The following is a 15,038-nucleotide window of genomic DNA, read 5'->3' as shown; positions in this document are numbered from 1 at the left end:
GTGGGGAGTGAGCGAGCGTGGCGCGCAACCAGAAGGCCAAGGCGAAGATGGAGCAGGCCAAGGGCAAGGTCAAGGAGACGGCCGCCCGCGCGGTGGGCAACGAGAGCATGACGACCGAGGGGCGGACGAAGAAGGCGAAGGGCGACCTCCGTCAGGCGAAGGAGAAGACCAAGGACGCGTTCCGTGAGTGACGCCGCCGACGACGTGATCGGCTGAATGACGACAGTCGCGACGGGCCGGGCTCCGCACGTATGCGGCGGAACCGGCCCGATCGCTGTCCGGGTGCGATCAGATGCCGCAGGTGGGCGCCGACCAGTACTGGCTGTCGCGGTGGTCGACGTGCGTGTGGTCGTTGTGGCCGGGGTAGCCCGGGCCGAGGATGCCGCGGAAGCCGTGGTAGCGGGCCTGCTTGGCGAGCGTGCACAGGGAGTGCGGCCCGGCGCCGAGATCGGCGGCGTCGCCGTAGAGGTGACGGCTGTTGCTCGCGCCGCCGACCGCCTCGTTGCAGGCGTACGACCGGAAACCGCTGGTGACGGTGATGGGCTGGTCGCCGAGCGCGTGCCGCAGCGCCTCCAGCTTCCACATGGTGCGCAGCGCGTTGGCCTTGGCGGTGGCCGCGCTGACCGCGCCGCCGGACCAGGTGGTGTTGCAGTCGTTCAGCTCGCTGTAGGAGAAGTGAACCGGGGTGCAGTCGTCGTCCTGGAGGGCGTACAGCTTGTTGTAGGTGTTGGTGCCGGCGACGCCGTCCGGCGATAGGCCGTACGCCGACTGGAAGCGCTTCAGGGCGGCTTCGGTGGCCGGACCGAAGCTGCCGTCGACGGCCAGGACGGAGCCGTAGCCCGCGTAGCCGCCGAGCCGGATCTGGAGCTGGGTGACATCGGCGCCCGAGGCGCCCTGGGACAGCGTGCGGGTCCAGGTGTAGCAGCCGTCGGCGTGCGCGGTGCCCGCCGTCGCGACGGTTCCCGCGAACGCGCCGGACAGGATCATGACAAGTGCGGCGACGAGTCGTGCCGTGCGTCTGAGCATGCGACCTCCAGGTCGGGGACAGGTGAGCCACTGCCGAACGTGAAGAGCCGTGTTGCGCGTCAACAGGGCCGTGTTACGCGCGTCAACGATGGGGCACAGGCGGGAGGCGGCGCAAGGGCGGGTGAGGCCTGCTCCGCCTCACCCGTGCCGCCCCGTCCCGCGGGCCCTCACCAAGGCCGTCCCTCCCGCAGGCATACGACGCTCCCGGACCGCGCGGCGGCGTACAGCGCGGCGATTATCGGCCGGTGGACGGCCAGCGACGGTTCCGCCAGCTCGTCCGGCGTGCGGAAGGCGTACCGGTCGTGCTCCGGGCTCAGCCGGATCCGCTCGGTCCCGTCGAGCGTTCCGCCGTCGAAGTAGCAGTCGAGGACCGGGCCGGTGCCGAGCACGTCGGCGCGGTGGTCGATGCCGATCAGCCGGGGCTCGTGCCCGATGTCGACACCCGTCTCCTCGAACGCCTCCCGCCGCGCCGCCGTCCACGGGTCCTCGCCGTGGTCGAGCATCCCGCCCGGCAGCCACCACTGGCCGGCGCTCGGCTCGTCGGGGGAGTAGCGCAGCACCAGCAGCCGCCCCCGGGCGTCGTGGAGCAGCACGCACGAGGCGACGAGCGCCCGGGGCTGCGTCTTCACCCACTCCTCGCGCGGCATCCACCCACCGCTCATGTCAGTCCTTCCTCGCGGCCAGCGTGCGGGCGGCGGCCTTCCGCAGATGCCCGGCGAACACCCCGGCCGGATCGGGGACGCCGAGGCGGTGCAGCGCCACCATCGACGTGATGATCACGTCGCAGACCTCGGCCGTGACGTCGTCCCAGGTGTGGCTCGTGCCCTTGCGCGGATTGGTGCCGCTGACCCCGATCACGGCCTGTGCGGCCTCGCCGAACTCCTCACCGATCTTCAGCACCTGGAGCAGCCGCCGCTGCTGGGCGGGGACGTGTGCGGCGGCCTCGTCCAGGAACGCCGCCAGCCCGGCCGTGATCTCCCAGTCGTCCTTGTCCACGAACGCCCCCTTCCGGCGGGCCGTCCCTCGCCCCGCCTCTCGACCCATGAACGATTCCCGCCCGCCGCGGAGACGGGCTCAACCGGCCATTCCACGGCGGCCGGTGGCATGAGGCGACAGTCACCGAGGGCCCGCGACCGGGGCGTTGTCAGTGGTCGCCACTAAGTTCTTTCCTGTCCCGCCGATCCGGCGTTGGGCTTCCCTTGTGCTGCAAAGGAGATGGTGCGTTGTCGGAGTTCGAGAGGTCGAGCACGGCGCGGGTGATCCCGCCCGCACGACCGCGCAAGCTCGCCAAGGTCCCGTTCGTGGAGCTGGCCGACGGACGCCTCCAGGGCGTCGTCTCCAGTGGCTCCGACATCGGACGGGTCTACGTCTCGTCGGTCGCCGTCGGGACGTACGCGTACGCGTGCAGCACCAACAACAACCGGCCGTGCGGCGGCGCGCGCGGCGGGTTCTGCAATCACATCGGCGCGCTGATCAACGAATCGGTGCTCCAGTACGGCGCCGAACGCGTCGCCCGCTACCTGCGGGTCGACCTCGGGGACGGCGAGGCGAGCGCCCACGCCCTCAACATGGCCATGAGCGGCACCCGCCCGTCCCCGGCGGACAGCAAGGCGGCCGCGTCGGTCTTCAGCCGGTTCCTTCGCCACCTGGCCTACCTGGAACTCGCCGCGACCACCGGCCCGTTGCCGGAGATGCAGTGGTTCCCGCCGACGAGGGCGGTGGCCTGATGCGCATCGATCTGCTCACCGAACCGGTCGACGGCCTCGACGAGGCCCTGGCCGCCGTCGACGCCTTCGACCAGGTCCTGGTCGGCGGCCTGCTCCGGCCTCAGCCCGCCCAGGCCGCGGGCCTGATGGAGCTGGCCGACGCCGTCGCCGCGAGCCCGCTCGCCGCCCGGGTCGCCGAGGCCGCCGAGAAGGCGGCCGCCGGCGCCGCGAGCGAGGACCACTTCATCGCGCTCGCCGCCGCCCGCGCCGCCCTGCTCGGCGCCGCGCACGACGCGCTCACGGCCCGCGCCGACGAGGCGACCGGCCGCACCCGCGAGGAGGTCCCCGCCCCGTCCGCCGCCGAGGAGCAGGCGCCGAACCTGCTCGCCGCCGCCCGCTCCTGGCTGAGCGACCTGGCGCGCGCCGGCTGGCAGGGCATCGACCACGACGTCGCCTCCGGCTCCGCCCAGGTGGTCTCCGCGATGCTCCCGGACCCGGAGCTGCGCCGCCTGGCCACCCTGCTCGACGGGTTCGCCGCCGAACTCGCCGCGTCCTGCCCGGGCGCCTCCCTGGAGCGGATACCCGTGCGCCGCTGGGCCGACCTGTGGGCCCGCGGCATGCTCCTGACGCTGCCCGGCGCCGCCGCCGCACCGGCCACCGAGACCGTCACCGGCCGGCTGCTGCCCCTCGGCGTCGACGTCCAGGAACACGCCACGGCCGCCCAGGCCCAGGTGCACGCCGTCCTCGAACCCGCCGACGGGGGCACCCCCCGGCTGGTGCGGGCGAGCGTGTCGGTGCCCAAGCCCGACACCGTCCTCGGCGCCGGTGTCTGGCAGCTGCTGCGCCCGCACATGACGCTGCTGGCCGCCTTCGGCGAAGGCCGCTCGATGGACCTCACCGACATGCCCGTCACCGCCGAGGGCGATCTGATCTGGCGGGACGAACACGCCCGCCCGGGCGAGCCCGCCGACCCCTTCGCCACCGCCCGCGTCGCCCTGCCCACCGCCGCCGCACCGCCGACCGCGCCCCTGGACCGGCACCCGGTGCGCCTCACCCACCCCGTGTTCCTGGAGGGCTACGCCGCCGAACAGGACGCGGACGACGAGACGGTGACGTTCACCCTCACCGGACAGCGCCTGGCCGTCGACACCGACCGCATCCCGACCGCCGGACCGCTCACCCCGAAGGCCGTCGCCGCGTCCGGCGCCTGCATCGGGCTGCTCCGCTGGGATGCCGGACGGTTCGTCCTCCAGCCGCTCGCCGTGGAGACCACCGTGCGCAGGAAGACGGTCGCCGTGCACGCGGGCGCCTGGGCCGGCGGCACCACCGACAAGGCCGGGGCCAAGCTCGAGAAGGCCGCCACCGACGCGGTGAACGTGCTGCGCGAACGCGCCGGAAGGCTGCTGCGGAAATGACCGACCACACCACCGAAGGGCCCATCACCGCGAACCCCGACGAGAACCGCCGGCAGGTCCTGTACTGGCGGCTGCTCGCCCGCCTCTTCGACCACGAGGAGCAGGCGACCCTGGAGTCGGCCTCGCTCGCCGTCGTCGAGGACATCGGACTGCCGCCCGCCCTGCTGGACCCGCAGGCCTCCGTCGACGCCATCGTCCAGCGCCACCCCGAGCTGGCCGCCGAGTTCGACCGCCTCATGGTGCCCGACCCGGACGAGGAGGACCGCGACCGGGCCGCCGAGGTGCGCCGCGCCGCACTCGTGTCGAAGGTGCTGCTCAACGTCTTCTCCTCAGGCACCGGCACGGTCACCGCCGGGCAGCTCGCCCAATGGCAGTCCGACGCCGGATGGCTGGAGCGCGCACTCGGCTGCAAGCCCGGCGAACTGCGCGGCGGACGCGGCCCGGGCGCCGGCGCGGGCGGGGCGGCGGGCGGCGGAGTGAGCCCGACCGGCACCGGAGCCGGCCACCCCACCCCCGACCTGAGCACGCTCATCCCGGCGATCGGCCCCGAACTCGGCGCCATCGAGGCCGACCTGGTCAAGCGCATGCGCCTGCGCGAGGTGCTCGCCGACCCCAAGCTCGCCGCACAGCTCACCCCGAGCATGTCGCTCATCGAACAGCTGCTGCGCGACAAGAACAACCTCTCCGGCGTCGCCCTCGCCAACGCCAAGGCGCTGATCCGGCGCTTCGTCGACGAGGTCGCGGAAGTGCTGCGCACCCAGGTGGAGAAGGCCTCCGTCGGCACCCTCGACCGGTCGATCCCGCCCAAGCGGGTCTTCCGCAACCTCGACGTCGACCGCACCATCTGGAAGAACCTCACCAACTGGGACCCCGAGGAGGAGCGGCTCTACGTCGACCGCCTCTACTACCGGCACACCGCCCGCAAGACGACCCCCCAGCGGCTCATCGTGGTCGTCGACCAGTCCGGCTCGATGGTCGACTCGATGGTCAACTGCACCATCCTGGCGTCGATCTTCGCCGGCCTGCCCAAGGTCGACGTCCATCTGATCGCCTACGACACCCAGGCGCTCGACCTCACCCCCTGGGTGAACGACCCCTTCGAGACCCTGCTGCGCACCAACCTCGGCGGCGGCACCGACGGCACGGTCGCCATGGCCCTGGCCCAGCCGAAGATCGCCGAACCGCGCAACACGGTCGTGGTGTGGATCTCCGACTTCTACGAATGGCGGTCCGAGCCGCTGTTCGAGAGCATGGCGGCCATCCACCGCTCCGGCGCGAAGTTCATCCCCGTCGGCTCGGTGACCAGCGCCGGCCGCGGCAGCGTCAACCCGTGGTTCCGGGAGCGCTTCAAGGATCTCGGCACGCCGGTGATCTCCGGCCACATCCGCAAGCTCGTCCACGAGCTGAAGACGTTCCTCGCCTAGGCGCCCAGACGCCCAGGGCGATCCCTCTTCACTTTCACTTTCCTCTTCTCACCGAAAGGCCTACACATGTCCGACCTGTTGCGCGCCCCCGCCGAGATCAAGTACGCCGAGGAGCTGGACTGGCTGGAGTCGATCGACGACAACCCCAAGCCGTTCTCCTGGCGCCTTTCGCCGAAGATGATCCGGCTGTTCATCCTGGGGTCCGAGCGGGCCGACGGGCTCGACCGCGAGGTCTCCCAGAAGTGGTTCGGCGACCGCAGCATCGTCGAACGGGCCATCGTCACCCTTGCCTCCGACCGCGGCCTGCTGCTGATCGGCGACCCCGGCACCGGCAAGAGCTGGCTGGCCGAACTGCTCGCCGCCGCCGTCTGCCGCAACTCCACGCTCGTGGTGCAGGGCACGGCCGGCACCACCGAGGACCACATCAAGTACTCGTGGAACGTGTCCATGGTGATCGCCAAGGGACAGTCCCGGGAGTCGATGATCCCCTCGCCGATCATGACGGCGATGGAGTCCGGCGTCATCGGCCGCTTCGAGGAGCTGACCCGCTCGACCAGCGACGTCCAGGACGCGCTGATCTCCATCCTCTCCGAGAAGTACATCTCGGTCCCCGAACTCGACAGCGACAACATCGTCTTCGCCAAGCCCGGCTTCTCCGTCATCGCCACCGCCAACAGCCGCGACCGGGGCGTCAACGACCTGTCCTCCGCGCTCAAGCGCCGCTTCAACTTCGTCCGCATCCCGGTGGTCACCAACAAGAAGAGCGAGGCGGAGATCGTCCGCTTCCGCACCGAGGAACTGCTGCGCCGCCACCAGATCGAACTGGACGTGCCGCCCACCCTGCTGGACGTGCTGCTGCAGAGCTTCTCCGACCTGCGTGCCTCCGCCGCCGCGGCCGCCAGCGACGACGAGAAGCTGGAGTCCGCGCTCTCCACCGCCGAGCAGATCGGCGTCCTGGAGGACGCCATCCTGCACAGCAACTTCTTCGGCGAGCGCGCCCTGACCGCCCGTACGCTCGCCTCCTCGCTCGTCGGCTCGCTCGCCCGGCGCGAACCGGAGGACCTGGCCATCCTCAACAAGTACCTGCACGGCGTCGTCGAGCCGCGCAGCAAGGAGGAGGGCGGCTCCTGGCCGGAGTTCCTCGAGGGCGGCCGCGACGCGATCGCCACCCTGTCGTGAGCGCTCGGAGCAGCGCTGTGGACAGCGCCACGAACGAGGGAACCTTCACCGCCCTGCGCACCCAGCTCCAGGAAGCCGCCACCGCGTTCGCCGACGGACCCGACGCGCTGGAGGGCATCCTCCTCGGCATCGTCGACGACGTCGACCGCGCGGTGCGCGAACCGCTGGAGATCTTCCCGGTCTGCCACCACTCGCCCGCCTCCGCGCTCGCCATGGCACGCCGGCTGCGCGAGAAGCAGCCCAAGGTGGTCTACCTGGAACTCTGCGAGGACATGGCCCCGCTCCTGACCGAGCTGCGCAACTGCAAGCTCCCGGTCGCGGTGCAGGCGTTCGCGACCGAGGTCGACGGCTTCCCCGCCGAATGGGCACCGCTGTCGGTGGTCGCGCCGATCACCGAGGCGTCGGCCGAGTACCAGGCCATCGCCTACGCCCTGGAGACCCCGGGCGTCGAACTCGTCCTCGTCGACCGCTCCTCCGACCACGTCTTCCAGTGGCAGGAGTCCCCGGAGGACTCGGCTGCGCCGGCCGACCCGGACGCGCCCTCCGCCGAGGAGGAGGCCGCGCTGCACGGCGACGCGGTCGGCGTGGAGATCGGCGACCTGCGCCCGCGCTTCGCCGAACTGGAGGAGCACCTGCTGCGGCACGGGCGGGTGCGGCACTGGTCGGAGTGGTGGCACCAGTACGTCGAACTGCCGCTCGGCGACAGCGACCACGACACCTACCGCCAGGTCATGCTGCTGATCGGCAGCCTCTTCCGGCGCCTCGCCCCCGGCGACCCACACCGGGTCCGCGTCGACGAGGACCGCGAACGGTACATGTGGACGCGGATGCGGCAGCACATGGCCGCGACCGGCACCGACCCGGCGGACGCCCTCTACGTGTGCGGCGCCTTCCACGCGGCCAGCCGCGTCGCGGAGTTCGGCGTCCACGGCACCGACACCTTCGAGATCAGCCCGCCCAGCGCCACCAAGTGGCAGCACGGTCTGATCCCGTCCAGCCACGCGGCGATCGAGGCGCAGTTCGGCCTCGCCGCCGGCTCGGTGTCCATCGCCGCGACCCAGTGGGCGAAGAACCTCAAGCGCACCCGCGTGAAGCCGTACCGGCTCGCCGGGCAGGCCGGGACCAAGACGCCGAAGAAGGCGGCGAAGCCCGCGGCCGTCCCTGTCCCCGCCGACGAGCCCGCCGCCTCCGACAAGCTCACCGGATTCCTGCGGCGGCCCCCCGTCCTGGACCGCCTCGACGAGGCCGAACTGCTCGGCTGGTCGGTGGAGATCGTCCGCGCCGCCCGCCGCAACGGCTATCTCGCCTCCACCGCCGATGCCATCGCGGTGTTCGAGACGTCGATCCTGCTGGCCGGGATGCGCGACCGGGCCAAGCCCACGCCGTACGACTTCCAGGACGCGGCGGTCACCTGCATCGAGAAGGACACCGTGCCGGGCCGGCGCGATGTGCGCCGCCTCGTGGAGATCATGCTGGGCGGCGACCGGATCGGCCAGGTCGGCTACGACGCCCTGCCGCCGCTCGCCCGCGACGTCCACGACCGGCTCGCCCCGCTGAACCTCAAGCTCCAGCAGCGCGGGGTGCAGCGGGCCCTGCTCGACCTGGCGTCCCGGCCGGAGCTGGAGCAGTGCTCCGACGTGCTGTGGATGCTGCGGTACCTCATGCCGCACGGCGCCGCCCGCCCCATCATGGGCGAACGCAAGCTCGGCGAGCGCTCCATCCAGGAGTCGTGGGACCTCGCCCTCGGCACCCACCAGCGGGCCCTCATCGAGCTGGGCTACGAGGGTGTCAGCATCGAGCAGGTCCTCGAACAGCGGCTGCGGCGCACCGCGTACGGCCCGCAGGCGACGACGGCGACCGTCCTCGCGACCGTCGAGGACGCCCTCCTCTACCTGCGCAGCCGCCGCCTCGCCGACGAACTCGGCCGGCACGCCCTGGAGGTTCTGGCGACCGAGCGCAGCGTCGACGGCGCGCCGGAGGTGCTGCGCCGGGTGCGCGGACTGCTGGCGTACTACCGCACCAGCGAACCGTCCCTGCCGCAGTGGATCGAGTCCTTCGTCAAGACGGGCTACGCGCACTACTGCACGCTGCTGCCGACGGCGTTCACCGACGACGACGCGAGCGTCCGCCAGGTCGCTGCCATGCTGGGCTTCCTGTTCAGCATGGAGAGCCTCGCCCTGTCGCTCGGCTGCGACCGCAACCAGCTGGAACTGGCCGTCGCCCAGTCGCACCCCGAGGACCCCGCCAAGACGGCGCTGCTGTGGGCGGCCAAGACCCAGCTCGGCACCCTCTCCCGCGCCGACCTGCGGGCCCGGTGCGACGAGCTGCTGGGCAACCCCCTGGTCCTCCCCGCCTATCCGCGCTACCTCAGCGGATTCCTGCACGCGCTGGAACCGGTGCCCGGGCTGGCCGACTTCGTCGTCGAAGCCGTGTCCAACGCGTTCGCCCGGCTGCCGGACCCGGTGCTGCTGCCCTGGCTGCCGACCCTGATCACCAACCTCCGGTCCGGCGGCGCGGACCTCGCACCCCTGCTGATCCGCGAGGCGGGCCGCGTCTTCCCCGGCCGGCTCCCGGCACTGGACGCGTGGATACCGCCGTGGCGGGCCGACCCGGCCCCGACGGCCGTACGCCCGTCCCGCGACTCCTCGTCCGGGCCGCGCGGCCTGGCCCTGCTCGCCGCGCACCCCGCGACCTGCGACGCGGTGGCGGATCTCCTCGGCTGCGACGGCGGCTGGGAGACGGCGGAGCGGGCTCCGTCCGGCGCGGCCCTGCTCGCCCGCCATCCGCGGACCGCGGAGGCGCTGGGAGCCCTGCTGGCCACTCCCTGACGAGCCCGGACACCCGCCGGAGCCACCGCCCCCGGGAGGGAGCGGTGGCTCCGGCGTACGTGCTCACCTCATGGCCGTCACGGAGCGCCGCACGCCCGCGCGAAGTCCTCGAGAGCCCGGAAATCGTCGTCCCGCAGCCCGAGCCGGGGATCGACGTGCCGCAGCAGCGCCGCGCCCGCGTTGCGTACGGCCACGAACATCCTGTCCCTCTCGCCGAGTTCGTCGTCGACCCAGGCGAACGGGCGCCCCGCGGCGTGCGCGAGGAGAGGCCGGGTCTTCCAGAAGACGCCGTCCGGGCCGCCGGGGTCGCGCGGCACGGGCCAGTCCACCACGGGCAGCTCCGGCAGCCCGAGGACGGGCGCGATGAAGGTGTTCGCCTCCACGCCCCATGTCGTGGCCCACACCAGCTCGTACCTCTCGCTCAGCGCCAGGAGCCGAGGCCCGTGATCCGCGTTGAGCCACACCCGCAGCGGCTTCACCGCCGCCGGCGGCTGACCGGGGTGCTGGGCGACCCACCCCTCCGGCTTCATCCGGTACGTCGCATAGCCCTCGGGGCGGCGGTGCGGCTTCGCGGCATACGGGTTGAGCGGGCCGTCGACGTCGAGGTACAGGAGGGGGCGTGGCATGCCGGGGTCCATGGGTCAGTGGGTCCAGTGGTCCCGGTCCGGCAGCTCCACCCACACGTCCGCCGGGCCGAACACCGCCCGTGCGTCGGGCAGGCGCAGACCGACGTACGCGCAGCAGTAGGCCACCGGGCTGCGGCGGTAGAGATAGGCGGCCAGGACCTCCTCGGGGGTCGAGTCCGGGCCGGGCGGGCCGGCCGGATTGAGATGCCAGCCGTCCACGACGCCGTCGCGGGCGGTGCCGCCCTGGTTGCCGCTCTTGACGTTGGCGTACATGCCGTAGCACACGGTCCCCTCGGACAGCCGGGCGAGTACGCCTGGCATCGACGGCGCGTACCCCCACGGCTGGGTGACGACACAGCCGCCCGGCACCGTGGTGACACCGACGAACGACAGGATCTCCTCGGGGTCGCAGGCGTACGGGTCCTCCAGGAGTTCCTCCAGCTCCTCGCCCTCCGCCGGTGTCGCCTCCAGCCGGCGTATCGCCTCCTGCGCGTCGATCCCCGCCACGCAGGCCAGGCCCAGGCCCTCGTAGTTGATGCCGCCCAGCGCGGAGAGGAGCCGTGCGGCCTCCTCGGCCGTCGCGCGCTCCGCGTCGGTCAGGCCGCGCTCTCCCTCCGGCAGCGGGAACAGATCCGCTGCGGGACCGGCCAGCGTGAGCCGCCCCGGCGACCAGCCGCCGATCAGCGGCCGCCAGGGGTCCGCCCCTGCCTCGACCAGGGCCTGAGCGGTGTCCAGCCGGTCGGCCATGACGGCCTCCCACAGCGCGGTCCTGCCATGGACGACCGCGTCCACGTCCGCCACGTGCCGGGCCAGCTCCGCGACCGCCTCGGGCGAGCCGAACAGCGCTGCCCAGCGCAGCGGGCGCTCGGTACCCCACGCCTCCGGATCGGCACCCGCGGCCAGGCGCCGCCGGACCTCGTCGGCATCCTTCCAGCCGTCCCAGCCCATGCCTGCCCAGGCGTCGTCTTCCCGCCGTGTCACCATGCCCCCTTCGGCACCGACCCGGGCGGCACGTGCGCCGCCCGGTGGGCCCACGATCGCAGATGGGTCTGACAACCCTGGTTCGACGTGCGCGTGCCCAGCGCCGGCGGCAGGCTGGGGACCATGCAGCGCAAGGGCGGACGCGGCACGGGCGGCGGGCAACCCGACGTGGAGGCGGTCCTCGACGAGCTGTACACCACGCCCCCGTCCGGGTTCGTGGCCCGCCGCGAGGAGCTGGCCGCCGCGGCCCGGACGGCGGGACGCACCGAGGACGCCCGGCGGATCCGCGCCGCCCGCCGGCCCACCCTGGCGGCCTGGGCCGCGAACCTGCTGCTGCGCGGCGAGCCCGGCGAGAGCCGTCGGCTGCTGGACCTGGGCGAAGCGCTGCGCGAGGCCTACCGCACGCTGGACCCCGCCGCGCTGAAGGACCTCACCGCCCAACGGCGCCGTGTCGTCTCCGCGTTGTCCCGCGAGGCCGCCCGGCTCGCCGACGCGGCCGGGCACCGGCTGTCCGCCGCCGCACAGCAGGACGTCGCCGCCACACTCCATGCCGTGCTCGCCGATCCCGACGCCGCCGAGCAGTGGGCCACCGGTCGGCTGACCGGCGCGCTCAGCCCCCCGTCCGCCTTCCTGTCCCCGGACTCGGACGCGGCGCCGGTCACCGCCCGGCCGAAGCCGACGAGCGCCGCCGAGGCGCCCGCGAAACCCGCCGGGAAGTCCTCGAAGACAACACCGAGCCCCACACCGCTCCAGGACGAACTCGCCGAACGCCGCCGCATCCGGGAGGAGCAGCTGGCCAAGGCCCGCCAGGCCGCCGAGGAGGCCGAACGGCGCCTGAGCGACCGGCGCGACCGGGCCGCGGAGACGGAGGAGTCCCTGGCGCGGGCCCGCGCGCGCAGGGACGAGGCCCGGCAGGAGGCGGACGCCGCCGAGCAGCGGCTGCGCACCGCGCGCCAGGCCATGGAGGACGCCGACCGCGCACACAGCGAGGCCGAGCGACGGCACCGGTCCGCTGCCGACGCCCTCACCACGGCCGAACAGGAGGCCCGTGCCGCGGCGACCGAACTGCGGCGCCTGGAGAGCCGTACGGGGCGCCGCAAACAGCCCCGCTAGTCGGTGACGAGGGCGAGAGTGAAGCCGTCGTACCCCTTCGCGCCGACGGTCTGCAGCGTCGTGGCCGTGAGCCTTGGGTGCTCCGCGACGAGTTCGGTGAAGCGGCGGACGCCCTGGACACGGGCGTCCGTGCTGGCCGGGTCGGTGACCGCGCCCTCGCGGACCACGTTGTCCCCGACGATGACGCTGCCCGGCCGGGTGAGTCGCAGCGCCCACTCCAGGTAGGCGGGGTTGGACGGCTTGTCGGCGTCGATGAAGACGAGGTCGAACGGCCCGGCCTCCTCGTCCGCGAGCAGCGGCAGGGTGTCCAGGGCCTTGCCGATCCGCAGGTCGACGAGGTGGTCCAGGCCGGCCCGCGCCACGTTCCCCGCCGCGACGGCCGCGCACCGCTCGTCGGCCTCCAGCGTCACCAGCCGCCCGTCCGCGGGCAGGGCCCGGGCGAGCCAGATGGTGCTGTAGCCGCCGAGTGTGCCGATCTCGAGAACGGTGCGGGCACCCTGGATGCGGGCGAGCAGGTGCAGCAGCTTCCCCTGGTTCGGGGCGACCTGATGGGGCGGGAGCCCGGCCGCGTCGCTGCCCGCGACGGCCGCGATCAGCGCGGCGTCCTCCTCCACCAGCAAGCCGTTGAAGTAGTCGTCGACGGCGGTCCACGTCTGCTGCGACACAGTGGGTTCCCTTTCGATACTCACTCGGTTCCGATGGGGAACCTACTATGGGCGGACGACACCCGCGATCGGTTTTCCCAGTCAGGAGTACGGCGATGACCCCTCGGCCCGAGGCCGGCGACACCTGTGGCATCGCGCAGGCCGCGGCGGTGGTCGGCGACTGGTGGAGCCTGCTGGTGCTCCGGGAGATCGCCCGCGGGCACGTCCGCTTCGACCGGCTCGCCCAGGAGCTGGGCGTCTCCCGCAAGATCCTCACCGAGCGACTGCGCGCCCTGACCGGCCATCAGGTGCTGGAACGCCGCCTCTACCAGGAGCGGCCACCGCGCTACGAGTACGTCCTCACCGAGCGGGGCCGCGGCCTGCTCCCCGTGCTGGTGGCCCTCCAGGACTGGGCCGACCGCTGGCTGCTCGGCGACGGCACGCTCACCGGCGAGGCCGCCGACGACGGAGCGGAGGCGCGCCGGGTGGCCGCCCTCGTGGGCGAGCCGGTCCCCGCCGGGCTGCGCCTGCCGGGCACCGACGGCCGCGACCACGACCCGGTCGCCGAGGACGCCCGGGCCACCGTGCTGTTCGCCTACCCGGCCACCGGCGTCCCCGGCCTCCCCGCCGGCACCGAGGAACCGGCGATCCCCGGCAGCGCGGGCTGCACCCTCGAGAGCCGGGTGTTCCGCGCCGCCTGGGAGGAGTTCCGCTCCGCGGGCGTCGCCGTCCACGGCGTCAGCACCCAGACCCCCCGGGAACAGGCCGCCTTCGCCCGCGCCGAGGAACTGCCCTTCCCCCTGCTCTCCGACACCCGGCTCCAGCTCACCGCCGCCCTGCGGCTGCCGGCCTTCCGCGCCGGACAGGACCTGCGGATCAAACGGCTGATCCTCGTCATCGGCCCGGACCGGCGGGTACGGCACACCCTCTTCCCCGTCCACGACATCCCGGCGGCGGTGACCCGGGCCCTCACACTCGCCGGGTCAGACGTCGCGGACGTCGCGGGCGAGCCAGTGCCGTAGCGCGGCGGTGACCTGCGCGGGCCGTTCCTCCGTGATCCAGTGGCCCGCGTCGTCGAGCATCGTCAGTTCGGCGCCGGGGATGTGCCGGGCCAGCTCCAGGGCGATCGCCGGGCTGAGGTAGGTGTCGGCCCGGCCCCAGACGACGGCCGTCGGGCAGCCGATGTCGCCGAGCCGGCGGCGCAGTTCGGGCCGGGCCGCGACGCGGTACTGCGAGAAGTAGTGCAGCAGCCAGCGGCGGCCCTGGGCGGTGTCCATCCAGCCGATGTAGGCGTTCAGCTGCTCGTCGTCGAGGTAGCCGCGCCGGACCAGGGACCCCAGTGACCAGCGGTGCACGGCACCCAGCGGGAGCCGTGCCGCCAGCGACCGGATCGCGGGGGTCCGCCCCGCCAGCGTGACCAGTTCGAACGCCGCCTTCCAGCGCGGCGCGAAGGTGCCGTGGGCGCGGCTGTTGAGCAGGGCCAGCCGGCGGACCCGGCCGGGGTGGTCCTGGGTGAAGCCGAGGGCGAGGAAGCCCCCGTAGTCATGGCCCGCCAGGTTCACCGACGGGCAGTCCAGCGCGTCCAGCAGCCGTCCCAGCCGGGCGACCTCCGTGGCGTAGTCGAAGCGCAGCCCGAGCGGCCGGTCGGAGCGGCCCCAGCCGAGCAGATCCGGTGCGATCACCCGGTGCTCCCGGGACAGCTCCGGGATCTGGTGGCGCCAGCAGTCGTGACTGGCCGGGTAGCCGTGCAGCAGCAGGACCGGTTCGCCGTCGGACGGCCCCGACTCCCAGCAGGCGACCCGTGCGCCGTCCACCACGACCGTTCGGGTGCGCTCCGTCCGCGTCCCCGGTCCTTGCGTACTCATCGTCTCTCCTCGCCGTGCGCAGGTCGGGCCCGCCCTTCGGCGACGGGCCCGGTGGTACAACGAAGCCCTTCGTCCTCCGTACTGATCGGGTACCCGCGCGGGTGACGGCCAAGAGGTGGTGCGGGGCGCCGACTTCCTAGGGGGTGTCTTTCCGATCATCTGACCGTTGGGCTGGTTGTGAGGGATGGGGAGATATCTGGTGCCGCGTGGGCGGTGATTGAGCCGTTGTTG

At 73.1% G+C, this 15,038-nt stretch carries 15 protein-coding genes; 8 read left to right on the top strand and 7 right to left on the bottom strand.

All coding sequences use genetic code 11. From position 1 onward, the window contains the following. Window positions 1-17 precede the first annotated feature (17 nt). Window positions 18-191, top strand: a complete 174-nt coding sequence (locus tag ACZ42A_RS38290; RefSeq protein WP_468531995.1) for a CsbD family protein — start codon at window positions 18-20, stop codon at window positions 189-191. A gap of 97 nt (window positions 192-288) precedes the next feature. Here ACZ42A_RS38290 and ACZ42A_RS38285 read toward each other — a convergent pair whose 3' ends face one another. The 3 genes from ACZ42A_RS38285 to ACZ42A_RS38275 all read right to left on the bottom strand — a co-directional run bounded on the left by ACZ42A_RS38285 (window position 289) and on the right by ACZ42A_RS38275 (window position 2,022). Continuing rightward, on the bottom strand, window positions 289-1,026 hold the full coding sequence (locus ACZ42A_RS38285; protein WP_468531994.1) for a D-Ala-D-Ala carboxypeptidase family metallohydrolase: 738 nt from the start codon (window positions 1,024-1,026) through the stop codon (window positions 289-291). 167 nt (window positions 1,027-1,193) lie between these two features. Further along, complete coding sequence (locus ACZ42A_RS38280; RefSeq protein WP_468531993.1) at window positions 1,194-1,688, bottom strand: NUDIX hydrolase; 495 nt, start codon at window positions 1,686-1,688, stop codon at window positions 1,194-1,196. 1 nt (window position 1,689) lies between these two features. Then, the gene (locus tag ACZ42A_RS38275; protein ID WP_468531992.1) at window positions 1,690-2,022 is read right to left on the bottom strand and encodes a MazG-like family protein; all 333 of its coding nucleotides are present in this window, start codon (window positions 2,020-2,022) and stop codon (window positions 1,690-1,692) included. Between the two features lie 227 nt (window positions 2,023-2,249). Between ACZ42A_RS38275 and ACZ42A_RS38270 the strand changes: the two genes are divergently transcribed. The 5 genes from ACZ42A_RS38270 to ACZ42A_RS38250 all read left to right on the top strand — a co-directional run bounded on the left by ACZ42A_RS38270 (window position 2,250) and on the right by ACZ42A_RS38250 (window position 9,578). Beyond that, window positions 2,250-2,753, top strand: coding sequence for a hypothetical protein (locus ACZ42A_RS38270; protein ID WP_468531991.1), 504 nt, complete (start codon window positions 2,250-2,252; stop codon window positions 2,751-2,753). Next, entirely contained in the window at window positions 2,723-4,147 is a 1,425-nt protein-coding gene (locus ACZ42A_RS38265; protein ID WP_468531990.1) for a hypothetical protein, read from the top strand. The genes ACZ42A_RS38270 and ACZ42A_RS38265 overlap by 31 nt, the downstream gene beginning before the upstream one ends. After that, window positions 4,144-5,571 carry a vWA domain-containing protein gene (locus ACZ42A_RS38260; protein ID WP_468531989.1) on the top strand — a complete coding sequence of 476 codons (1,428 nt, stop codon included), beginning with the start codon at window positions 4,144-4,146 and terminating at the stop codon, window positions 5,569-5,571. Before ACZ42A_RS38265 ends, ACZ42A_RS38260 begins: the two co-directional genes overlap by 4 nt. 66 nt (window positions 5,572-5,637) lie before the next feature. After that, entirely contained in the window at window positions 5,638-6,750 is a 1,113-nt protein-coding gene (locus ACZ42A_RS38255) for an ATP-binding protein (RefSeq protein WP_468531988.1), read from the top strand. After that, window positions 6,747-9,578 (top strand): DUF5682 family protein, encoded by a 2,832-nt coding sequence (locus ACZ42A_RS38250; RefSeq protein ID WP_468531987.1) that lies wholly within the window; start codon window positions 6,747-6,749, stop codon window positions 9,576-9,578. Before ACZ42A_RS38255 ends, ACZ42A_RS38250 begins: the two co-directional genes overlap by 4 nt. Before the next feature lie 77 nt (window positions 9,579-9,655). Here the strand turns inward: ACZ42A_RS38250 and ACZ42A_RS38245 are convergent, their stop codons facing one another. Both ACZ42A_RS38245 and ACZ42A_RS38240 read right to left on the bottom strand, forming a co-directional pair. Then, window positions 9,656-10,204, bottom strand: coding sequence for an HAD domain-containing protein (locus ACZ42A_RS38245; RefSeq protein ID WP_468531986.1), 549 nt, complete (start codon window positions 10,202-10,204; stop codon window positions 9,656-9,658). Between the two features lie 15 nt (window positions 10,205-10,219). Then, the gene (locus tag ACZ42A_RS38240) at window positions 10,220-11,188 is read right to left on the bottom strand and encodes an ankyrin repeat domain-containing protein (protein ID WP_468531985.1); all 969 of its coding nucleotides are present in this window, start codon (window positions 11,186-11,188) and stop codon (window positions 10,220-10,222) included. 120 nt (window positions 11,189-11,308) lie between these two features. Between ACZ42A_RS38240 and ACZ42A_RS38235 the strand changes: the two genes are divergently transcribed. Then, entirely contained in the window at window positions 11,309-12,298 is a 990-nt protein-coding gene (locus tag ACZ42A_RS38235) for a hypothetical protein (protein WP_468532017.1), read from the top strand. Here ACZ42A_RS38235 and ACZ42A_RS38230 read toward each other — a convergent pair. Further along, window positions 12,295-12,963 carry an O-methyltransferase gene (locus tag ACZ42A_RS38230; protein WP_468531984.1) on the bottom strand — a complete coding sequence of 223 codons (669 nt, stop codon included), beginning with the start codon at window positions 12,961-12,963 and terminating at the stop codon, window positions 12,295-12,297. The genes ACZ42A_RS38235 and ACZ42A_RS38230 overlap by 4 nt on opposite strands. A gap of 95 nt (window positions 12,964-13,058) precedes the next feature. On the opposite strand from ACZ42A_RS38230, the gene ACZ42A_RS38225 reads away from it, so the two are divergent. After that, a complete protein-coding gene (locus ACZ42A_RS38225) occupies window positions 13,059-13,964 on the top strand; it encodes a winged helix-turn-helix transcriptional regulator (RefSeq protein ID WP_468531983.1) in 906 nt (301 codons plus the stop codon). Here ACZ42A_RS38225 and ACZ42A_RS38220 read toward each other — a convergent pair. Next, window positions 13,926-14,807, bottom strand: coding sequence for an alpha/beta fold hydrolase (locus tag ACZ42A_RS38220; RefSeq protein ID WP_468531982.1), 882 nt, complete (start codon window positions 14,805-14,807; stop codon window positions 13,926-13,928). The genes ACZ42A_RS38225 and ACZ42A_RS38220 overlap by 39 nt on opposite strands. Window positions 14,808-15,038: the final 231 nt, after the last annotated feature.

Source organism: Streptomyces sp. NPDC030838 (assembly GCF_055572035.1).
This window is presented reverse-complemented; position numbering and strand designations above follow the sequence as displayed.